Origin of the sequence: Nocardia sp. NPDC050717, assembly GCF_040654275.1 — a bacterium.
GTDB lineage: Bacteria > Actinomycetota > Actinomycetes > Mycobacteriales > Mycobacteriaceae > Nocardia.
Genome location: NZ_JBFAHR010000008.1, coordinates 272,319 through 293,215, shown reverse-complemented (window position 1 = coordinate 293,215; position 20,897 = coordinate 272,319). Strand labels below are relative to the sequence as shown.

At 70.5% G+C, this 20,897-nt stretch carries 22 protein-coding genes; 10 read left to right on the top strand and 12 right to left on the bottom strand.

Features of this window, described 5'->3' with window-relative positions:
- The first annotated feature begins 57 nt into the window (after window positions 1–57).
- The 4 genes from AB0H56_RS18690 to AB0H56_RS18675 are packed head-to-tail and all read left to right on the top strand — an operon-like array spanning window position 58 to window position 3,147.
- Entirely contained in the window at window positions 58–417 is a 360-nt protein-coding gene (locus AB0H56_RS18690) for a rhodanese-like domain-containing protein (RefSeq protein ID WP_110038012.1), read from the top strand.
- Window positions 418–436: 19 nt separating this feature from the next.
- Window positions 437–1,438, top strand: coding sequence for a DUF4328 domain-containing protein (locus AB0H56_RS18685; RefSeq protein WP_357164452.1), 1,002 nt, complete (start codon window positions 437–439; stop codon window positions 1,436–1,438).
- Window positions 1,435–2,202, top strand: coding sequence for a glycerophosphodiester phosphodiesterase (locus AB0H56_RS18680; RefSeq protein ID WP_357164449.1), 768 nt, complete (start codon window positions 1,435–1,437; stop codon window positions 2,200–2,202). The genes AB0H56_RS18685 and AB0H56_RS18680 overlap by 4 nt, the downstream gene beginning before the upstream one ends.
- Before the next feature lie 24 nt (window positions 2,203–2,226).
- Window positions 2,227–3,147: a DUF5926 family protein gene (locus AB0H56_RS18675; protein WP_357164446.1), complete on the top strand. Its 921-nt coding sequence runs from the start codon at window positions 2,227–2,229 to the stop codon at window positions 3,145–3,147.
- A gap of 234 nt (window positions 3,148–3,381) precedes the next feature.
- Here AB0H56_RS18675 and AB0H56_RS18670 read toward each other — a convergent pair whose 3' ends face one another.
- The 5 genes from AB0H56_RS18670 to AB0H56_RS18650 all read right to left on the bottom strand — a co-directional run bounded on the left by AB0H56_RS18670 (window position 3,382) and on the right by AB0H56_RS18650 (window position 7,626).
- Window positions 3,382–3,930 (bottom strand): ferritin, encoded by a 549-nt coding sequence (locus tag AB0H56_RS18670; protein WP_110038016.1) that lies wholly within the window; start codon window positions 3,928–3,930, stop codon window positions 3,382–3,384.
- Window positions 3,931–4,013: 83 nt separating this feature from the next.
- Window positions 4,014–4,553 carry a ferritin-like domain-containing protein gene (locus tag AB0H56_RS18665; RefSeq protein ID WP_357164443.1) on the bottom strand — a complete coding sequence of 180 codons (540 nt, stop codon included), beginning with the start codon at window positions 4,551–4,553 and terminating at the stop codon, window positions 4,014–4,016.
- A gap of 9 nt (window positions 4,554–4,562) precedes the next feature.
- Window positions 4,563–5,939 carry an LCP family protein gene (locus AB0H56_RS18660; RefSeq protein WP_357164530.1) on the bottom strand — a complete coding sequence of 459 codons (1,377 nt, stop codon included), beginning with the start codon at window positions 5,937–5,939 and terminating at the stop codon, window positions 4,563–4,565.
- A 113-nt stretch (window positions 5,940–6,052) separates the two neighbouring features.
- A complete protein-coding gene (locus tag AB0H56_RS18655; protein ID WP_357164440.1) occupies window positions 6,053–6,826 on the bottom strand; it encodes a CPBP family intramembrane glutamic endopeptidase in 774 nt (257 codons plus the stop codon).
- Between the two features lie 38 nt (window positions 6,827–6,864).
- Entirely contained in the window at window positions 6,865–7,626 is a 762-nt protein-coding gene (locus tag AB0H56_RS18650) for a DUF2470 domain-containing protein (RefSeq protein ID WP_110038019.1), read from the bottom strand.
- Between the two features lie 114 nt (window positions 7,627–7,740).
- Here AB0H56_RS18650 and AB0H56_RS18645 point away from each other — a divergent pair, with 114 nt between their 5' ends.
- Genes AB0H56_RS18645 through AB0H56_RS18635 form a run of 3 tightly spaced genes read left to right on the top strand, consistent with a single transcriptional unit; the run spans window position 7,741 to window position 9,772 of the window.
- On the top strand, window positions 7,741–8,151 hold the full coding sequence (locus tag AB0H56_RS18645) for a hypothetical protein (protein ID WP_357164437.1): 411 nt from the start codon (window positions 7,741–7,743) through the stop codon (window positions 8,149–8,151).
- 41 nt (window positions 8,152–8,192) lie between these two features.
- Window positions 8,193–9,107, top strand: a complete 915-nt coding sequence (gene pheA, locus AB0H56_RS18640; protein WP_357164434.1) for a prephenate dehydratase — start codon at window positions 8,193–8,195, stop codon at window positions 9,105–9,107.
- A complete protein-coding gene (locus AB0H56_RS18635; protein WP_357164431.1) occupies window positions 9,104–9,772 on the top strand; it encodes a histidine phosphatase family protein in 669 nt (222 codons plus the stop codon). Before pheA ends, AB0H56_RS18635 begins: the two co-directional genes overlap by 4 nt.
- A 1-nt stretch (window position 9,773) precedes the next feature.
- Here the strand turns inward: AB0H56_RS18635 and AB0H56_RS18630 are convergent, their stop codons facing one another.
- The 6 genes from AB0H56_RS18630 to AB0H56_RS18605 all read right to left on the bottom strand — a co-directional run bounded on the left by AB0H56_RS18630 (window position 9,774) and on the right by AB0H56_RS18605 (window position 15,452).
- Complete coding sequence (locus AB0H56_RS18630) at window positions 9,774–10,544, bottom strand: ESX secretion-associated protein EspG (protein WP_357164428.1); 771 nt, start codon at window positions 10,542–10,544, stop codon at window positions 9,774–9,776.
- A gap of 62 nt (window positions 10,545–10,606) precedes the next feature.
- Complete coding sequence (locus AB0H56_RS18625; RefSeq protein ID WP_357164425.1) at window positions 10,607–11,734, bottom strand: PPE family protein; 1,128 nt, start codon at window positions 11,732–11,734, stop codon at window positions 10,607–10,609.
- A 47-nt stretch (window positions 11,735–11,781) separates the two neighbouring features.
- Window positions 11,782–12,093, bottom strand: a complete 312-nt coding sequence (locus AB0H56_RS18620; protein WP_110038025.1) for a PE family protein — start codon at window positions 12,091–12,093, stop codon at window positions 11,782–11,784.
- A gap of 109 nt (window positions 12,094–12,202) precedes the next feature.
- Window positions 12,203–12,541, bottom strand: a complete 339-nt coding sequence (locus AB0H56_RS18615; RefSeq protein ID WP_110038294.1) for a metallopeptidase family protein — start codon at window positions 12,539–12,541, stop codon at window positions 12,203–12,205.
- 14 nt (window positions 12,542–12,555) lie between these two features.
- Window positions 12,556–13,617 (bottom strand): septum formation family protein, encoded by a 1,062-nt coding sequence (locus AB0H56_RS18610; protein WP_357164422.1) that lies wholly within the window; start codon window positions 13,615–13,617, stop codon window positions 12,556–12,558.
- A 137-nt stretch (window positions 13,618–13,754) separates the two neighbouring features.
- Complete coding sequence (locus tag AB0H56_RS18605; RefSeq protein ID WP_357164419.1) at window positions 13,755–15,452, bottom strand: aldehyde dehydrogenase family protein; 1,698 nt, start codon at window positions 15,450–15,452, stop codon at window positions 13,755–13,757.
- A gap of 80 nt (window positions 15,453–15,532) precedes the next feature.
- On the opposite strand from AB0H56_RS18605, the gene serS reads away from it, so the two are divergent.
- From serS to AB0H56_RS18590, 3 genes are all read left to right on the top strand, one after another.
- A complete protein-coding gene (gene serS / locus AB0H56_RS18600) occupies window positions 15,533–16,789 on the top strand; it encodes a serine--tRNA ligase (protein ID WP_110038028.1) in 1,257 nt (418 codons plus the stop codon).
- 77 nt (window positions 16,790–16,866) lie between these two features.
- Window positions 16,867–18,696: an EAL domain-containing protein gene (locus AB0H56_RS18595; RefSeq protein ID WP_357164416.1), complete on the top strand. Its 1,830-nt coding sequence runs from the start codon at window positions 16,867–16,869 to the stop codon at window positions 18,694–18,696.
- Window positions 18,697–18,790: 94 nt separating this feature from the next.
- Complete coding sequence (locus AB0H56_RS18590) at window positions 18,791–20,335, top strand: MFS transporter (protein WP_357164413.1); 1,545 nt, start codon at window positions 18,791–18,793, stop codon at window positions 20,333–20,335.
- Here the strand turns inward: AB0H56_RS18590 and AB0H56_RS18585 are convergent, their stop codons facing one another.
- Window positions 20,336–20,869: a hypothetical protein gene (locus tag AB0H56_RS18585; RefSeq protein WP_357164410.1), complete on the bottom strand. Its 534-nt coding sequence runs from the start codon at window positions 20,867–20,869 to the stop codon at window positions 20,336–20,338.
- Window positions 20,870–20,897: the final 28 nt, after the last annotated feature.

The following is a 20,897-nucleotide window of genomic DNA, read 5'->3' as shown; positions in this document are numbered from 1 at the left end:
TCCACAGACCGCGCCCACGGCAGCCCGAGCTCGGTCGCGGCATGGCAGGATCGAGGCGTGACGAGCTCCGAGGTCCCCACGGTGCCGGTGGGTGCGGTACCCGCCGCGTTCGACAGCGCGGAACCGGTCCCCGGTATCCAGCTGCTCGACGTGCGCGAACCCGACGAGTGGGAGCTCGGCCACGCGCCGGGCGCGATCCACATCCCGATGGTCGACGTGCCGGCGCGCCTGGACGAGCTCGACATCGACGCCGAGCTGTACGTGGTGTGCAGGCAGGGCGGGCGCTCGATCGAGGTCGTCCGGTACCTGGCCCACATCGGGTACGAGGCGGTCAACGTCGCGGGCGGGATGGTGGCCTGGCAGCAGACCGGCCGTCCGGTGGTCGCCGACGGTGAGCACGAAGCCAAGATCTACTAGTCCGGAACGGGGTGCGCGGGTGAGTTCGGTGGTGCAACCATGTGCGCGCTGTGGCGCGCGCTGGGCTGTGCAGGGCGCACCGATGCACTGGTGCCCGCGCTGCCGTGGCGTGCTGCTCTCGCCGGGCCGGGTCGACGCGCCCGCGTCACAGCGCAACTACCGCTGGGTCGCCCGCAGGCCGGACCACCGGCTGCGCAAGGCCGCGGGGACGACCGTCGCCGCGCCGCCCGGCCCCACCCCGCGCTACACCGAGGTCCCCCGCTGGGGCCTGCTCGACCCGCCGCGGGCACCCGCACGCGCGCCCGAGCGTCCGCTGCGCGGGATCGCCGAATCGCGCGATGTGCTGCTCGTGCTCACCGCGCTGGCGTTCCTGGTCGCCGCGGCAGCCGAATACGGCCGATACCTGATCCTGCTGCGCAACCGCACCACCCTCATCCCCAGCTGGCTGCTGTGGATCTCCGACATGTCGGTGTGGGTGTTCGGCGTCATCGCGCCGCTGTGCGCGCTGGCGACGGCGCTGTCGCTGGTCGCGTGGCTGATCGAGGCGCGCAAGGCCGCGTTCGCCGCGCGGGGCAGCCGCGATCCGCGGCGCCGCTGGACGCTGATCGCCGGATGTCTCGTCCCCGGCGTGAACCTGATCTGGCCCGGCGTCTTCCTCACCGAGCTGGTCGGCGCGAAGCCGGATCCACGCGCCGAGCGGGCCGTGCGGATCTGGTGGGCGGCCTGGGTGGCCAGCGGGCTGATCCTGCTCGCCGCCACGCTGTGGCGCGACGCCTCGAGCCTGCAGGCCGAGGCCGACGGCGTCTCCTTCACCGCGTTCAGCGATCTGTGCGCGGCCGCCTTCGCGGTGCTCACGCTGTGGACGGTCCGCCTGCTCGAGGGCCGTGACCTCCGCGGCGCGCCGCGCTCGGCGCACCGCTGGGTGATGGCCGCCGATCCGGCCGAGGTGGTCATCGCCCCGGTGACCCCGGGCGAGCGGGACGAGATCGAGAATTCGCAAGAGGAGGTTGTGGCCAAGTGAGCCAGGGCAATCGCGCGCCGTTCGTGGTGGCGCACCGTGGCGCGTCCGCGGCGCGCCCCGAACACACCCTCGCCGCCTACGAGCTGGCGCTGGAGGAGGGTGCCGACGGGGTCGAGTGCGACGTCCGGCTGACCCGCGACGGGCACCTGGTCTGCGTGCACGACCGCACCGTCGACCGCACCTCCGACGCCACCGGCCTGGTCAGCGAACTGACCCTGGACGAACTCCGCGACATGAACTTCGGCACCGCCGAGCGGCCGGAGGGCGTGCTCGCCCTCAGCGACCTGATCAGCCTCGTGCTCGACTGGCGCAGCAGGCCGACCAAGCTGTTCATCGAGACCAAGCACCCCGTGCGCTACGGCGCCCTGGTGGAGAACAAGGTGCTCGCCGAGCTGCAGCGCTTCGGCATCGCCACCCCCGCCTCGGCCGACCACTCGCGCGCCGTGGTGATGTCGTTCGCGGCGACAGCGGTCTGGCGGATCCGCCGCGCCGCGCCGCTGCTGCCGACGGTGCTGCTCGGCGAGTCCTCACGCTTCCTCGGCGGCGGTGCCGCGACGACGGTCGGCGCGACCGCGGTGGGCCCCTCGGTCAAGACGCTGCGCGAGCATCCGGAACTCGTCGACAAGGCCGCCGCGGCGGGCCGGGCCACCTACTGCTGGACCGTCGACGAGCCCGACGACGTGAAATTGTGCGCCGACCTGGGCGTGAGCTGGGTCGCAACCAATCACCCCGGCCGCACGAAGGCCCTGCTCGCAGGCGTCTGAGGTACCCGCCCATAAACTCCGTGCGTGGGTAAAAGCAAGCGGAACAGTCCGAAGCCCGACAGTAATCGGGCTCAGCGTCTCGCCGAGCGGCGTGCGGCGCAGGAGCAGGCATCGGCGGCCCCGACGCGGCCGTTCGAAGGTCTTGCTGCCGAATGTGATCTGGTGGCGCTGCGGGAGTTCGTGCCGTCGGCGACCGCGACCTTGAAGCTGGCGCCCGGTGTCGCGGCGCAGCGCGAGGTCACCTTGGCGACCGTGCTGCCCGGCGCCGTGGCCGCGCTGGTGCGCGCGGGCGACGAGCCCGTCGGCTTCGTCGGCACCCAGGTGCAGCATCAGGGCGTCGATCCGTCGGCCGATATCGCGGCGGCGATCCTGTGGACGCAGTCGGCCGAGGCGGGCGAGTCGCTGGAGTCGGCCGGTGCGGTCGAGGGCGGTCCGCGGCTGGCCGACGTGATCGATCCGGGCGCCGACCTCGAACTCACCGTGCATCAGGACTTCGACTGGTGGGTGCCCGAGGGCGTCACGCCCGATCCGCAGGTGGCGGCCACGATCGAGCAGGCCAAGCAGGCGATCATGCCGTCTGCCCGCCTGGATCTGGGCGCCGACGGCGTCGGTGCGGCCTGGTGGGTCGACGCGGGCGAGAAGGCGCACGTGCGCTGGGTGCGACCCGAGGACGAGGACAAGCTGATGCTGGCGCTGGCTCGCGTGCACGCCAAGGGCGGTCTGCACATGGGCGAGGGTTCGCGCTTCGCGGGTTCCTTCCGCACGCACGGCGTGCTGGTGCCGGTGTTCGACCTCGACCCCGAACTGCACCCCACCGAGTGGGAGGCGCCTGCCCGCGAATTCGGTGCGCGCCTGGCCGAGGCGCTGGCCTCGGATGCCCCGATGACCGGCGAGGAGCGCCGCTCGCGCGACGGTCTGCGTGGGCGTCAGGTCACCCTGCGCTGAACAAAATGAAATAAGCTCCTTTCACTTGCCGGGTCGGCTAGGTTCACGCCTACGCCGACCAACCGGCGAAGTGAAAAGAGGACATCATGGAATTTCTGGGATCTGTCGCCGGTCTCGCGCAGATGGTGATCGGCACCATCCTCGCCAACACCGGTTCGGGTGGCTCCGGCTCCGGCTGGTGAACGCACGACGGATTCGGCTCGCTGCCCGCGAGCCGAATCCGTCCGCGGCGAGCTAGACGCTGCCGCCCGCGACGCTCGGGGCGCCCGAAGCTTCCTTCGGCGCGCTCAGCTCGCGCCACATGAACGCCTCCAGATCGAACAGGTTCGACCCGGCGCGATCGGCGATGTTGAGCAGCGTGGTCATGTTGGCCACTTCCTCGACCTGTTCCTTCAGGAACCACTGCATGAACTGCTCGCCGAGGTAGTCGCCTTCCTCGCGAGCGGTGCTCGCCAGCCGGATGATCTGGTCGGTGACCGTCTTCTCCTGGGCCAGCGCCAGCTCGATCGGCTCGCGCGCGGACTCGAAGTTCGACTTCGCCGCGTCGACGCCGGCGATCTCCACGCTGATGTCGCGGTCGAGGAAATACTGCACGATCATCAGCGCGTGATTGCGCTCTTCGACCGACTGCGCGTAGAAACGCTTGGCCAGCTGCGGCAGGTCGTTGTTGTCGAACCACACCGCAATGGCGATGTACTGATGCTCGGCATTGAACTCATGCCGGATCTGATCTTGGAGCAGACTGTGGAATTTGCTGCGCGGGGGTTCCGGATGAATCGACATGGCCGCCACATTAGACCTGGTCAAAGGGGGTTGTCATCCAAGTGCAACCTTATTGAGGGAAGTATTTCCTAAGGAAGTGATCCCTAACTGAGCCTGCCCTGACCGGCCATTTTCGGCGCCGACTTGTCGGCCGGAACTGCGCCGACGAGTTCCCGGCGGATGAATTCCTCCACCTGGAACAAATTGTCCTGGCGGTCGAGCACGGTCAGCAGTGTGTCCATCGTCGCAACATCGTCCACCTGTTGCCGCAGGAACCACTGCACGAATTGTTCGCCGAGATAATCGCCTGCGTCGCGCGCGGCCGCGGCCAAAGCGCTGATCTGTCCGGTGGCCGTGCGCTCGCGATCGAGCAGGAAGGCGATGGCGGCGCGCGGCGAATCGTATTGCTCGCGCACCTCGTCGAGGCCGCCGATCGTCACGGCGATATCGCGGTCGAGCAGATACTGGACCATCCGCATCGCGTGGCCGCGGTTCTCGGCCGCGCGGGTATAGGTCTGCGCGGCCAGCTCGGGTAACCGCTGGGTGTCGAAATAGACCGCGGCGGAAAGGTATTGCTGCGCGGTGGTCAGACCGTGCCGGATCTGGTCGCGCAGCAGCTCGGTGAACGAACGGTCCTCGGCCATGCCTCGACGTTACCGCGTGAGCAGGTCCTCGGGAATCTGCTGATCCTTGGCGAGCGCATCGAAGAAGCCGGGCGCCTTGGACTTGTCCCAGAGCAACACATTGCCCACATCGGTGTCGTCGAAGCCGCCGATCGGCACGCTCGTGGTGACGGTGTCACCGCGCATCGCCCAGCCGAGCGCGGCCAGATTCCAGATGTGGTCGCCGTCGTCGACCTTCAGCGAACCGGCCACGCCGGTGGCCATCGGCCACAGCGCGAACGGATTGGCCAGCGTGCTGGCACTCGTCGCCTTCTTCAGCAGGGCCGACATGAACATCCGCTGATGGTTCATCCGGTCGACATCGGCGTTCGGGGTGGCCCTGGTGCGCACGAAACCGAGCGCCTGCGGACCGCTCAGCTTCTGGCAGCCCGCGGGCAGATCGAGCCCGGCCAGCGGGTCGACGATCGGTTCGTCGAGGCACATCTCGATGCCGTCGAGCGCGTCGACGACGCCGGCGAAGCCGCCGAAACCGATCTGCGCGTAGTGGTCGATCCGCACGCCGGTCGCCACCTCCACCGTCTGCACCAGCAGCGGCGCGCCGCCGAGCGCGAACGAGGCGTTCAGCTTGTCCTTGCCGTGGCCGGGCACGCTCACATAGGAGTCGCGGGGCAGGCTCACCATTGTGGTCGGCCCCGACTCCGGGATGTGCACCAGCATGATCGTGTCGGTGCGTTCGGGCCCGGTGTCGCCGCCGGTGGCCAGTTCCGCTTCCTGCTCGGTGGTCAGGTCGCCACGACCGTCGGAGCCGACGAGCAGCCAGTTCGTGCCCGGCGTATCGCCGATCCGATCGCTGTAGGAGGCGAGTGCGGGGATGCGGGTGAGCGAGTTGTCCAGGTGCACGACCGCGGCGATCAACCCGGCGATCAGGAGCACGATGATCAGCGTGAACCACCGGAACGGATGACGCCTGCGCCTGCGCCGCGGCGGCTGCGCCTGCCTGCCCGCCTCGGGCGGCGGTGGGGTGCGCCGCGGCGGCACGCGATCGTGATGCGGGACCGGGCGCTGGGTGGGGGCGTGCCGAATGGGTTCGCGGTACGGGACCGGGCGCTGCGTCGGCGCGTGCGGACGCTGTTTCGGCTGCTCGGGCGGCATCTGTGAGTAGGCGAGCGGCTGGTCGCGGCCGTCGCGGTGCAGCACCTGGGTGGGTTCGATGTGCGATGCGGGGCGGCTGGGCGCGGGATTGTGCCGGACCGTCGGGTCGTGCGGACCGCCGTGCCGGACCGTCGGGTCGTTGCCGGGCGGCACCGGTCGGGCGCCCGGTCGCGGGCGGCCCTGGGGCGGCAGCGGAGGGCCACCGGGGCGGCCCGTCGGCGGCACCCGGCGCCTGCGTGGATCATCGCCGTTCATCACTGTCGAACTCTACTGATCGTCGGGTGCGCGGGCTCGGTTGTGCGCGCTCGGTCACTACTGGATACCCCGGACACGGTGACCTGTTAGCGCGAAACGCGGTGACACGCCGCTCACGGCAGCCAGCCGACGCGTCCGCGCAGCACGTTGTAGCCGAGATAGGCGACCGCGTCGATCGTCGCGTGCGCCAGGATCAGCGGCCACAGCCGGTTGGTGCGCTGCCAGTACCGCCCGAAGATCAGACCCATGACGATGTTGCCGAGCCCGCCACCGAGCCCCTGGTACAGGTGGTAACTGCCGCGCAGCAGCGCCGACGCCACCAGCGACCGGTTCTCCGACCAGCCCAGTTGGCGCAGCCGGGTGATCAGGTAGGCCACCACCAGGACTTCCTCGGCGACCGAGTTCGCGCAGGCGGCCAGGATGAGCACCGGCAGCCGCCACCACTCCGACAGCGAGCTCGGCACGATCGTGACGCTCACCCCGAGCGCGTGCGCGATTAGATACAGCCCGAGCCCCGGCAGCCCGATCACCGCGGCCAGCGCCAACCCGGGCACCACGTCGGCGCGGCCGATCCGGGCCAGGCCGATCAGTCGCGGCCCGATCCCGCTGCGCCACAACAGATACAGCCCGAGCGCCGCCCAGGCCAGCAGCCGGGTGATGCCGACGAGCTGGAACAGCAGATCCAGGAAGGAGTTGTCGGACCGCGAGGCGTTCAGCGCCACGGTGCGTCCGCCGACCCCGCCAGGGGACAGCGCGGAGTCGAGCAGCGACAGCCCCGCGCTGAGCCCGCTCAACCCGAAGGTCACCAGCAGGACGACGGCGATCTCCACCCGGAGACCGAACCGTTCCCGCTCGCTCAGCTCAGTCGTGGGCGGATCGAGGCGCATGCGCGCAGTGTAGGCAGTGTGGGTGGCGAGGGCCCGGCTCAGATGCGGCGCAGGCCGTTCAGAAACGGGCATCCGGCGAGGATGCGCACCGCCTTGCTCAGCGACTCGATGTCGTCGGCGGGGTTGGCGAAGGGCAGGCGCACGTCATGATCGCCCTCGGGGCCCTCGACGCGCAGGGTGAGGCCGTAGCGGTCGATGGCCAGCGGGTGCACGAGCCCGCCGCGCAGCCGGGTCGGCAGGTGCCGCGAGAGCTGGGCGACGATGTCGGCGTGGTCCTCGGCCATGTGCTGCAGCCAGGCGCTCTCCAGTTCGCAGAACGGGTCGGCGGTGGCCGCGCGCAGGTCGGCGTGGTCGACCGATTCGGCGCCGGAGGTGTCGGCCAGCACGGCCGAATTCACCACCAGGCGCAGCAGGGTGACCCCGTGGCCCACGTCGAGCAGGCCGGGGTGCGGGAAGTCCTTGGCGATCTCCACCGCGAGCGCGCGCTGGGCCTGCGCCGGGACCTGCCGCACCCACCCGCGCAGCCACACCAGGGCCCGGACCGGCTCGCGCAGCGGCAGCGGGGCGTGGTCGGTGAGTTCGAGCACCGCCGAGGTCTCGTTGGCCGTCGCCGCCAGCGCCGCCGCGAGGGAGCCTGCCGGTACCGCGATCACCGCGTCGCCACATCGCCGCAGGTGATGCAGCGTGGTCGGCACCGGATCGATGCCGGGGAGCGCGAGCACCGCCGTCTCCGCGTGCGCGCAGGCGCTGCGCACGCGCTCGGCGGTCGTCGGCGCGAGGATCGTGGTTGGGCTCGACATGACAACCTCCGCGAACTGATGATTAGGTAAACCTAAGCTAAGTTACAGAGCGGCTTCGCGCAAGAGGTACACCCCGGCGAATCCCCGCGCGAATCCGCTTCTTACGGTGGACCGATGAGCCACGACGACCACGCCGAACCCGTCCTGGTCAGCCTGTCCGCCCCCGCCCGGCGCAGCCTGGTGGCCGGTCTGGTCCGGCCGGTCGGCTCCGCGCCGGACGGCGCCGAGGTCGTCGACATCGACATTCCCGACGCCGAGCTGGCCGCCTATCTGGTCCACATCGCGCACGCCGGTCACGGGTTCGTCGCGCGCACCGGCAGTGGCGCCCGCGCGGTCGCCGTCGTCGCGGGCACGGTCGCCGCGCTCTGCGGCGAGGACATCCCCACCGCGCTCACCGCGCCGGACCTCGACTTCCTCACGGCGCTGAAGCCGCCCGCGATCGAGGCGACCAGAAGTGTTCTGCTCGCTGTCGAAACCGCCGATGAGCAGGCGATAACGGCGGCACTGCGCATACTCGAACCGTGAGCTGAGCGGCCCGCCGTCAACGATCCAGCTAATCTTTCGGTGTGCCGCGTATAGCGTATTTCGGGCCATCGGGGACCTTCACCGAAATGGCTCTGGCGAAGTTCGAGAACTCGGGGGCCTTCGAGGGCCCGGTCGAGCGGGTCGCCGCGCCGAGTCAGGGCGCCGCGCTGGAGCTGATCCGCGCCGGCGAGGTCGACGGCGCGGTGGTGCCGATCGAGAGTTCCGTCGAGGGGTCGATCCCGGCCACGCTGGATTCCCTCGCCATCGGGCCGCGGCTGCAGATCGTCGCCGAGACCGAACTCGAGGTGAGCTTCACAATCGTCGCGCGGTCCGGTGTCACGCTGGAGCAGGTGCGCACGCTGGCGGCCTATCCTGTCGCCGCCGCCCAGGTCAGGCAGTGGGTGGCGCGGACAATGCCGGAGGCGCGGCCGTACACGTCGGCGTCCAATGCGGCCGCCGCCGAGGACGTCGCCGCCGGTCTCGCCGACGCGGCTGTGTCCACCGCGCTGGCCGGTGAACGGCTCGGCCTGGCCACACTGGCCGCCGGGGTCGCCGACCACGACCAGGCCGTCACCCGATTCGTCCTGGTGACCAAGCCCGGCGTCGCGCCGCCGGCCACGGGGGCCGACCGCACCTCGGTCGTGCTCGAACTGCCCAACGAACCGGGCTCGCTGATGCGCGCGTTCGCCGAATTCGCCACGCGCGGGGTCGATCTCACCCGCATCGAATCGCGGCCGACCCGGACCTCGATGGGCACCTACCGCTTCTATCTGGACTGCGTCGGCCACATCGACGATCCGGCGGTCGCGGAAACACTGAAGGCTCTGCACCGCACGGCCCGGATCCGGTTCCTCGGTTCCTGGCCCGCGTATTCGGCAGTCGGAACGCCGCCCCCGTCGGACGAACCTGCCGCAGAATGGTTGACGCAATTGCGAAAGGGGGTCGCGGACCTATGAATACACGCGCGAAGCTGGTGTTGGTGCGGCACGGCGAGACCGAGGGCAACGTCGCGAAACTGCTCGACACCAGGGTGCCCGGGCTTCCGCTCACCGAACGCGGTGTGGCACAGGCGAAAGCGTTCGGCGCCGGGCTCGTGCGCCCGCCGCAGGTGCTGGTTTCCTCGGAAGCGCTGCGCGCCAAGCAGACCGCCGGCTACATCGAGGCGGCCACCGGTTCGCCCGTCCACGTGCTCGACGGCCTGTTCGAGGTGCAGGTCGGCGACCTGCACGGGCGCTCCGACCCGGCCGCCCACGAGTTCTTCCAGCAGATCTACCGCGGCTGGCACCACGGTGAACTGCACCTGCGCGCCCCCGGCGGTGAATCGGGCAGCGACGTGCTCGACCGGATCGTGCCCGTGCTCGAAGGCCTGCGCACCGAGTTCCTCACCGACGACGCCGACGGCGACGTGCTCGTCGTGAACCACGGTGCCGCCATGCGCCTGGTCGCGATGACGCTGGCCGGGGTGGCCCCGCCGTTCACCACGAACAACCATCTCGACAACACCGAGACCATCGAACTGCTGCCCACCGAGAACGGCGGCTGGGAATGCCTGCGGTGGGGCAGGTTCACGCCACCGTTCTCGGTCGACGCCGAGCCGACCCCCGACGACCCGATGGGCTGAGCTAGCCCCTGGTCTCGGCGTTCGCGATCGGGAATTCCTCGCGCACCGGCAGCGACTCGATGAGATCGGCGACCGCGGTGCGCAGGCGCGCGTTGGTGCCGGTGGCGATGGACGACCACTTCACGCCGTCGTCGGCGACGCTGGCGGTGATGATGAATCGGCCCGCGCGCGTGTTGAATACGGCGATGTGGTTGTCCTGGATGTCGCGGGTACCGTCACCGTAGGCCACGCCGACGATCTCGGCGTAGGAGTGGATCTCCACCAGGGCCGAGGCCAGCGTCTGCGCGTCGGTGGCCGGCTTGCCGATCTTGGCCAGCCGCTCGGTGGTGGCCGCGACGTCGCCGGTGTCGCCGAAGATCGGCGCCAGCTCCTCGGTGGGCGCGTTCATCCCGTACAGCTCGAGCGCCTCGGACTGGCCGAGGGCGTGCAGGACCGCGCCGGGCAGGTCGAGCCCGGCGTCGTCGATGACGTAGGACTCCGGCCCACGCAGGGCGACGACCGCGCGGTCGTCACCCTGCGCCAGACAGAACCGGTTCACGTGGCCCTGGACCACCCACCGCAGGGCGATGATCCACTGCGGCCGGTAGAGCACCCGCAGGCGCTCGGCCAGCTCAGGCTGCACCACGTCACCGAACAGCAGTTCGCGTTCGGTGAGCGCGGCCTCGGCCACCTTCATCGCGGCATCGTGCGCCGCGACGTTGTCGTAGCGGCCCATGGCGTCGAGCACCACGGGCATCTCGTCGAATTGCAGCGTCTCGAGGAGGAATTGCATGTCGTCGAGCGAAAGCACGACGGCATCCAGCAACGACCCCCCACTGCCCCCGCCGAGCACCGTCACCTGGCGTTTCCGGCGAGGTCGGCGCCGATCACACCTTCTGCCGTGTAGCGGCCGTCGGTGAACGCCTCGTCCGAGCGGCCGTAGTCGACGGCGTCGTGCTCGTCGTCTTCCTCGCCCTTGGCCCGGTTGCCGAGCAGCGGGTTGGCGCCCGCGCTGGTGTTGCGGACCGGCGCGGCGTCGGTGCGGACGACCGACTCGACGACCGGCGCGGAGGCGCCCGCGTTCGCGGCGGGCGCGCCCCAGCCCTCGGGCAGCTTCAGCTGACCCGCGTTGAGCGAGACGCTGCCGAGACCCGCCGACGTGGTCGCCACACCCGCGGCGCCGACCGCGCCCATGGTGGCCATGGCGGGCACCGCCGCGGTGGTCGCGGGGACGGTCGAGGCGGTAGCCGCCGAGATCGCCGAGGCGCCGATGTTGCCGACGGTGCTGACACCGCTGGTGAGGACACCACCGGCGACATTGGCGGCCTGGGTGGCCGCGCTGACCACGCCCGGGTTGGAGACCAGCGCCTGTGCCGCGGCGACCGCCGTGGTCAGCGGGTCGCCACCGAAGTCGCCCTCCGCGGCCGTGGCCGAGCCCGCGCCACTGGCGATGGTCGGCGGCATGGAGAACTCGCCGGGCGTGGTGACGGTGGCGGTGGTGGCCGCCTCGTAGGTCTCCATCACCAGCGCGGCGCGGATGTCCATCGCGTGCCGGGCGACCTCGGCCGCCTCGAACGCGCCGGAGACGACGCCGGGCGGGTTGGCCGACGCGGCGACGGCGGTGTTGGTCGCGGCGATCTCGGGCAGGCTCGGCATCGCGAGCGAGGCCACGGTGTAGGCGGTCGCGTTGGCGGTGGCCTTGGCGCTCATGACGCCGGCCATGATGCCCTGCTGCCCGGCCCACGCGCCGAAGGGTGCGAGCTTGGCGAGCACGGCCAGACCGTTGACACCCTGCAGGCCGACCCCCACCTCGGCGATGACACGGGTGATGGTGAAAGCGGCGTCGCCCCACGCGGCCGCCAGCGTGCCCCACGACGTGGCGGCGGCGCTGATCGGAATCGCGTGCGCGCCCGCGTTGAGGGTGGTCGAGTTGATCTCCGCCATGCGCGGCAGCCAGAAGACGCCGGTGATCCCTGCGGTCATGCTTGTTTCTCCCCTGAAATGAGTGATCGTCGACGGATCGGGTACAGCTACACCTGGATGGCGGAGATGCCCGCCGCGCGAGCGATGTCTTCGCCGATGTTCGTGGCGAGCTGCGACCGCAATGTCGCCGCCGCGTGATGCAGTTCGAGGATGGCCTGGGCGACCGCGCTGTCGTGCGTGGCGGCGGCCCGGTTGAAGTGCCCGGCCGCGAGCAGGGAGACCTCTTCGGCGCCGGAGGGCAGCACGTGGGTGGTCGGCCCGGCCAGCCCGGCGGCGACCGCGAGTCGCTCGGCGAGCAGATCCAGCTCCGCGGATGCGGCGAGGACGATTTCAGGCGTGATGAGGACGTGTCCGACCATTACCCGACTCCTTCTGGTGGCGACTATCGGGAACCACGAGAATTCCCCCTACGAGTGATAGGACGCGAGAGCGGGTCGTTCGGTTCCATCGATTCCCCACCCAATTTCGCTAGCCCCATCCCAGCTCATGCAACCGGTCGTCGTCAATCCCGAAATAGTGTGCGATTTCATGGATCACGGTGATCGCTACCTCCTCGACCACCTCGTCGTCCGAGCTGCAGATGTCGAGAATAGCCTCTCGATAGATGGTCACGGTATCCGGCAGCGATCCCGCGTAGTAGCTGTCGCGCTCGGTGAGTGCGATCCCGTGGTAGAGCCCGAGCAGCGAGGGCTCCTCCTCGTTTCTGGCCTCGACCAGCACCACCACGTTGTCGATCGCCCCGCTGAGCTCGGGCGGGATCAGGTCGAGCGCGTCGCCGACCAGCTCCTCGAACCGCTCCGGCGACATCCGCTCCGGCGCGGTCACCGCGGCTGCGGCTGCGGCGGCAGCGGCGCGGCGCCGGGCAGCGGCGCCGGGGTGGAGCGGCCGGTGTTCGGCGGCGGCACCGGGGCTTGACCGTCGATCAGGATCTCCCCGCGCGCCGAACCGACGATCGGCGCGAAACCCTCACGGTCGGCGCCCTTTCCGAGCCAGCAGTCCAGTTTCTTGCTGCCCGCGAGCCAACTGGTCGGTTCCAGATAGTCGAAGAACAGCGTCAGCGTCTTGTTCCTGATGGCGTCGGGGCTGCCGAGGTACTCGGTGGAGAGCCGGTTGCACTCGCCCTCGACGAACTTGTCCTGATCGGCCTCCGAGGGCGGACCGCCGGTGAAGTGCGAACCCAGATCCACCGTGCCGACGATCTCGACCGCGTGCGGCTGCGCGCAGTCGACCGGATCGGTCGGCAGGTTCTGGTTGATGCCGAGGCAGGTGCCGACGGCGTGCACCTTCGACTGGTCCTGCTCGACGATGCTGCCGGTCGCCGCCGGGCTCGACGCGGTGGCCGCCACCTGGAGGCCGCAGCGCAGCGTCCGGTCGCCGTGCTGCCAGCCCGCCGGGCTCGGCGACATCACGTTGACCATGTACTTGCCGCGCGGATCGAACCGGCCGCCCAGGTAGCGCTGCACCGCGGGCACGCAGTGCTCGTCCCTGAGCTCGGTCATCCGCAGCGAATCCGGATGCCGGGTTCCGCCGCTGAACTCACGACCGGGGTACGCGCTGAGATCGACCACCCCGGCCACCTCGAACAGGTGCTTGTCACCGCAGTTGACCTTCACCAGGTCGCTGCGGTCGGCCTTGGTCCAGCTCAGGCAGTCGCCCTCGTTCGCGCTGCTGAACTCCTTGTCGCGGACCACCGGCTCCGCACCGGGCTGGTGCGCCTCGACCTTGTCGGTGTCGAAGCCGGTGACCGTCATCGTGACCAGCGCCGCGATCACCGCGCCGAGCGCGCCGATCAGCAGCCCCCACCGCAGCTTGCGCGCGGAAAGAGAGGTCGGAGCGCTGGCACGCTCGAGGTCGCGGCCCTGTGGGTCCCGTCGATCAGGCACCGTGGCTTGCTCCTTCGTCGCGTGCGCCACGGCGCCGGATCGACGGGACGGCCGCGACCCGCCGCTGGGGCGGCGGACCCTCCTCGAGGTCGGGTCGTTGTGGCTGGGTATCTCGGACTGCTCGGCCCCGAGCGTACCTATCCGCGCAGCGCCGAGGCGAAGATGCCGGGCAAGCGGGTCGGCTTGCCGTCGCCGTAGAACCCGGTCAGCTTGCGGCCGGTGCCCGTGCCCGTCTTGTTGGTGACGAACCACGGCGGCTTCGGGCTCAGCGTGAATTCGCCGCGCAGCAGCGCCCGCGGGGCGGGCCGGAATGGGCCGCGGACCACGGTGCGCTCGACGTCGTCGAGCAGGAACGCGTTGTGCACCACGCCGATTCCGCTCTGGATGTCGTCGAGGGTGTGGCCGGGGAAGGCGCCCCAGCTCGCGCGCGGGGTGAGGAAGGCCAGGCCGGTCCAGGCGTTCACCGCGACGGTGCCGTAGCGCAGGTCCTCCACGGCGGTGTCGAGATGGGCGCCGAGCTCCTTGACGGTGGCCGGGTCGACGATGATGTTGGCGCCGAGCGTGCCCATCAGTTCGTCATTGGCGAAGTCGACGGCATTGCGCAGGAAATCGGCGCCGGTGCCGGGCAGCGAGACCACGCCGAGCACGGGGGAGAAGTACTCGGTGCGCAGCAGCGGAGTGTCGCCCGCCGGCAGGTCCTCCACCAGGACGCGGCCGTTGGCGCGGGCCGAGCCGGGGTAGGACTCGAGCGCGCCGGCGACGCGACCGTCGCTGCCGGGGTAGTAGGCCGGACGGGCCGGTGCGCGGTCGATCGCGGCGCGCAGCTCGGTGAGGAACCGCTCGCGCAGCGGCCAGTCGGCGCTCAGCACGACGGTCTGCGCGGCGACGCAGTTGTAGCCGCCGTTGTGCAGGCGCTGGGTCGCCACGTGCTCGGCCTGGAACTTCAGGTCGGCCGCCGACCAGTCGCCCGGCACCACGATGCACGGCGCGACGCCGCCGAGCTCGCTGGTGATCGGCTTGGCCAGCGCGGGCGTTCCGGTCTTCTTCCGCTCGGCGCCCTCGGCGCCCGCGCCCCACACGATCGCGTCGTGGGTGGGCGCGCCGCCGGTCATGTGCACGTGCGCCACCTGCGGATGGTTCACCAGGTAGCCGCCCTCCGGCGCGCCGCCGGTGAGGATGCGGACCACGCCGAGTTCGATGAACGGCGCGAAGATCGCCTGGAACACCGGCAGCAGCGGGTCGGTGATGGGGTTGAGCTTGAGCGCGACGACCCGGTTGTTGGCGTAGAGCTCGTAGAGGGTGTCCAGCGGGGCGATCGACATGATGTTGCCCGCGCCGAGCACCGCGCCGACGCCGCCGGTCGCGGCCGGGTCGAGCTGGGCGAGCCCGGCCTTGCGGCGGGCGGTCGCCGCGTCGACGCCGGGACGCAGCCACACCTCGGCGCTGAATCCGCTGAGCAGGAGCTTGTCGTAGAAGCCGTGCGGCAGCGCGGGGACCGACACCCGGCCGCCGGGGGCGGTGCCGAGCTCGACCCCGTCGAGCGGGCTGGCGCCGCGTTCGAGCGCGCCGAGTGATTCGGCCAGCGCCTGCGCGCCCGCCAGCATGGTCATCGGGCCCGACATCCACTCCTCGCCCAGCAGCGGGCTGTCGGCGTCGAGCTGCTTGATGGTGCGCGCCGCGGAGACCCAGGCCTCGGCGTCGCGCGCGGTCAGCGCGTGCAGTTCCTCGAGCAGTTCGCGGCGGCGGCGCAGGCCGGTCGCGGCCCAGGTCTTCTCCCCCTGTGTGAGATCGGCAAGTGCGTTGTCGATGACGGCGGCGTCGAAAGTAGTACTCACACCGCAACTATGCTCCTGCCACCGCGCGCGGGGATAGGCCGTGTGAATAAGAGTTGCGTAAACTACTAGGCTGTTTTCTCATGATCGACCTCCGATTCCTGCGCGAGAACCCGGAAGCCGTCCGAGCCTCGCAGCGGGCCCGCGGCGAGGACCCGGCGCTCGTCGACGCGCTGCTCGAAGCCGACGCGGCGCGCCGTGCCGCCGTCGCCACCGCCGACACCCTGCGTGCCGAGCACAAGGCGATGGGCAAGGTGATCGGCAAGGCGAGCAAGGAGGAGCGCCCGGCGCTGCTCGCCGCGGCCACCGACATGTCGGCCAAGGTCAAGGAGGCCGAGACCGCGCAGAACGCGGCCGACGCCGATCTCGACGCCGCGCACCGCGCCATCTCCAACGTGGTGCAGGACGGCGCGCCCGCGGGCGGCGAGGACGATTACATCGTGCTCGAAACGGTCGGCACCCCACCGGAATTCGACTTCGAGCCGAAGGATCACCTCGAGCTCGGCGAATCGCTCGGCCTGATCGACATGGAGCGCGGCGCGAAGGTGTCGGGCTCGCGGTTCTACTTCCTCACCGGGCACGGCGCGCTGCTGCAGCTCGGGCTGCTGCAGCTGGCCGCGCAGAAGGCCGTGGCCAACGGCTTCACGATGATGATCCCGCCGGTGCTCGTCCGCCCGGAGATCATGGCCGGCACCGGGTTCCTCGGGCAGCACTCGGCGGAGGTGTACCACCTCGAGGACGACGATCTGTACCTCGTCGGTACCTCGGAGGTGCCGCTGGCCGGCTACCACTCGGAGGAGATCCTCGACCTGAGCGCCGGTCCGAAGCGGTACGCCGGCTGGTCGTCGTGTTTCCGGCGCGAGGCGGGCAGCTACGGCAAGGACACCCGCGGCATCATCCGCGTGCACCAGTTCGACAAGGTGGAGATGTTCGTCTACACCACCCCCGAGCAGGCCGACGCCGAGCACCAGCGACTGCTGGCCTGGGAGCGCGAGATGCTGGCCGCGATCGACGTGCCCTACCGGGTGATCGACGTGGCCGCGGGCGATCTCGGCAGCTCGGCCGCGCGCAAGTTCGACTGCGAGGCCTGGGTGCCGACCCAGCAGACCTACCGTGAGCTCACCTCGACCTCGAACTGCACCACGTTCCAGGCCCGCCGCCTCGCGGTCCGGTACCGGGACGAGAACGGCAAGGCGCAGATCGCGGCGACCCTGAACGGCACGCTGGCGACGACCCGCTGGATCGTGGCGATCCTGGAGAACCATCAGCAGGCCGACGGGTCGGTGCGGGTGCCCGCGGCGCTGGTGCCCTTCGTCGGCACCGAGGTACTCACACCGTAGAGCTCTTCACTGTTTGCTGGAATCACTTTTGTTGATGTGGCAAACGTCCTGACCGAACAACATCTAGGCTGGTGCTCGTGCGAGGAATCGGGGCGCGCGGCGATACCCGAACCCGGGTGCGGGCGGCATCGGCGTTGGCGACGGCAAAGGTCATGGCCAGGACAACGGGGGCGTTCTACGTTCTCGGCGGTGTCCTCGGCCTGACGATCACTGCGGTCGCACCGGGGGACGACGGTAATCGGCTGCTGGTCGGAACGGCGGCCGCGGTCGCCTTGATACTCGGCCTGACGCTGCTGGTGTGGGGCCCGCGGATGCCGCACGCCCTGCACCATCTCTACCTGGCCACCGCCGCCGTCCTGGTGACGATCGCCGTGCACGACTTCCCGAACCTGGTCGGCGGCATCACGCTGGCCTCGTTCTATGTCTTCGTCGCCTGTGACGCCGCGCTGTTCTTCGCCTGGCCGCAAGCCGTCGCGCACATCGGTTTCGCGATGGCCCTGTGCCTGTGGGTGCTGCCCGCGCGCGATCTGCCGTGGTGGTCGGGTCTGATCCCTGCCGGTGTCACTTTCGGCGCCGGTGTCGTCGTCGGCATCCTCACCCGGATGGCCTCGGACGCCGACATCGACGTGCTCACCGGTTTGCTGAATCGCCGCGGCTTCGAGAAGCAGCTCAACCCCGCGATCGACGCGGCGGGCCGCAGCGGTCAGGGCCTGTCCCTGGTGCTGGTCGACCTCGACCGCTTCCAGAAGATCAACGACCACCTCGGCCACCGCGCCGGCGACGCGGTGCTGCAGCGGGTCGCCGACAGCTGGCTCGACCTGCTCGCCCCCGACCAGGTGCTCGCCCGCTTCGGCGGTGACGTCTTCGCGCTGCTGCTGCCCGGCACCACCGAGCAGGCCGCGATCCTGCTCACCGAGAAGCTGCGCGCCGCGGTGACGATGGGATGCTCGGCCGGTGTCACCTCCTGGCAGCCGGGGGAGTCCGGTTCGCTGCTGATCAGCCGCGCCGACGTGGGCCTCTACCGGGCCAAGCAGGCGGGCCGCAATCGCACGGTGCTCGAGTCGTCGCGGCAGCTGCCGCTGGCGGTGGAACTGCGCGAGGCGATCGACCGCGGCGCGCTCGACGTGCACTACCAGCCGATCGTCAGCCTCACCGAGGACGGCGGGCAGGCGGTCGGCGTCGAGGCACTGCTGCGCTGGTCGTCGAACGCCCAGCCCGAGGTCACCACCGAGGGCCTGATCCGGGTGGCCGAGGAGTACGACCTCATCTCCGATCTGGACGAGCTGGTCCTGCGCCGCGCCTGCGCCGACGCCGCACGCCTGCAGGAGAGCTTCGCCTCGCTCGACCTCACCCTCAATGTGAACGTCTCCGGTCTCGAACTGGCCGAACCCGATTACGCCGAGCGGGTAGCGACGATCCTGTCCGACACCGGCTGGCCCGCCGATCAGCTGGTTCTCGAGGTCACCGAGAGCGAGCTGGCCGCCGAGTCGCAGACCGCCATCACCAACCTGCACACCCTGCGCGACCGCGGCGTGCGCATCGCCATCGACGACTTCGGCACCGGCTACTCCTCGCTGAGCAGGCTGGCCACGATCCCCAGCGACATCCTGAAGGTCGACCAGTCCTTCGTCGCCGCGATCCGCTCCGATTCGCCGGCGCCGCCGCTGCTCGGGGTGATCGCCGCGCTCAGCAAGTCGCTGGATCTGCAGGTCATCGCCGAGGGCGTGGAGACCGAATACCAGGCCGCGGTGCTCACCGAGCTCGGCTTCGCGCTGGCCCAGGGCTACCACTACAGCGACTCGCATCCGGTCTCCGAGCTGATCAACGACCTGAACGACGCGCGGCCCCGGCCCAGCGGCACCGACGACGACTCCCTCGCCGCCAACGGCTGGATTCCGCTCGGCTAGAAATCGCTTGACGCGCGGCGGCGCGGGGCGAACCATGAGCAGCATGCGCATGCTCATCTACGCCTGTTGATCTGCACAGCTCCTGCGAGCCGCGGTGAGCCGGTTGACCGGTGAACCTGTCGGCGTCCGCGGCCTCGCTGTTCGCGCGGTCCTGTTCAAGGGCACCCGCGATCTGCTGCCGATCTATGCCCTCTACGGCGTGCTGTTCGCCGACCACGGACTGAACACCGCGCAGATCTCCCTGCTGCTGGCCCTCTGGTCGGTGACGGCATTCGTGCTCGAGGTGCCCTCGGGCGCCTGGGCCGACACGGTGTCGCGGCGTGCCCTGCTGATCCTGAGCTGTCTGCTGCAGGTGGCGTGCTTCGTCGTCTGGATGCTCGCGCCGTCCTTCGCCGGATTCGGCATCGGCTTCGTGCTGTGGGGTATCGCCGGTGCGCTCGCCTCCGGCACCTTCGAGGCCCTGATCTATGACGATCTCGTCGCCCGCGGCGAGCCGTCGGCCTACGCGCGGATCATGGGCTGGACGCGTGCCGCGCAGGAGAGCACCGTCCTGTTCGCGATCCTCGCCGGCGCGCCGCTGTTCGCCCTCGGCGGGTACGCGCTGGTCGGCTGGGTGAGCGTCGGGGTCGGTGTGCTGCACATCCTCACCGCGGTGGCGCTGCCGAGCCCACCGGTGGCGATCTCGGCGTCGGCCGTGGACGAGCTCGACGACGAGCCACCGATCCCGGGCCCACAGACGGTTCCCGGCACACCCCCGGCGCGGCCGGGCCTCGCACCGGCCGACTCCGGCGTGGCTTCGGTCGATACCGGCGCGTCACCGGCCGACACCAGCGCGATCCGGGTAGATCCGCAGCACGGTGCGGAGGCGCGCGGCGACCGGCGCGCGAGCACGGGGCGCGGGGACCCGACAGCAACGCAGTGCCCGGCCGGCGGCCCGAGTGTGGCGGCCGCCGAACCACCGCCCACCGGGCGGTCCGGCGACACCGAGCCGCAGTCGGCCGTGGGGGACGGCGGTGCCTCGCTCTACCTGGCGATGTTGCGCACCGGTACCGCCGAAGCCTGGCGGGTTCGCCGGGTCCGGCGCGGGGTCCTGTTGGGCGCTCTGCTCTCCGGTGTCACGGCGTTCGACGAGTACTTCGGCCTGCTTGCGGTCACCGGTGGTGCCTCGACGGCTGTGTCGGCGCTGCTGCTCGGCGTGGCCGTGGTGGGTTCGCTGGTCGGTTCGGTGCTGGCGGGCCGGACCGAGGCCGCCCCGGCTCGGGCGCTGGCCGCGGCGTTGTTCGTGGCCGGCATCCTGTTCATCGGCGGCGCGTTGGCGGTGGGCACGGCGAGCCCGGTGCTGCTGTGGGTGGGATTCGTCGGGATCGGTATCGCCTACGGCATCGATTACAACGTCGAGGTGGTCGCGGGCGCCCGATTGCAGGACGCCATCGAGGGCCCGGCCCGGGCGACGGTCACCTCGTTCTCGGGGTTGCTGTCGGAGGTCGTGGCGCTGGCGGTCTTCGGTTTCGTCGCCGCGGCGACCCAGTGGCTGTCGATGTCGACCACGATCGCCCTGCTGGGCGCGGTCCTGCTGGTGGCCGCCGTGCTCACCCCGAGCTGGCTGCCGCCTCGCTCCGACGCCGATTCGGCGGGCTAGTCACCATCGCAACATCGGGAGCGGGCGCAGCGGATGCCGAACCGCGTGCCGCAGACCGGAATTCAGCAGGAACCGATGGAACCCGAGGTAGGGGAAGAGTTCGACGACCTGCCGCACGAATTCGGCGTCGACGCCGCCGCGCAGCAGTCCACGGCTGACATCGATCCGGTCCGCCACCCGAAAAGTCTCGACAAGCGGGTCCGCGCGGGCCCGCAGACCGTGATGGTCCAGCACCAGGGTGCGCACCAGCGCGGTGTCGGCGATCCCGAATCCGGACGCGAGCCGCTCGCCCAGCGCCGCCGAGGGCGCCAGGTAGTCGAAGGTGCCCGCCGTCCAGATCCCGAGATCGTGCACGGCCCAGGCCAGTGCGGCGGCGTCGGGCAGGTCGCCGCCGAGCAGTGCCCGCTGATAGTTGGCGCAGCGGTACACGTGATGGCGATAGGTCCGATCGTCGTGGCCGAGCGCCTCGCGATGACGCGTCAGTACCTCGTCGATCACCGGGTGGAAAAGCATCGGATCACTTGCTGTCGACATCGTTTTCGCCCCCTGACGACCCATCCGG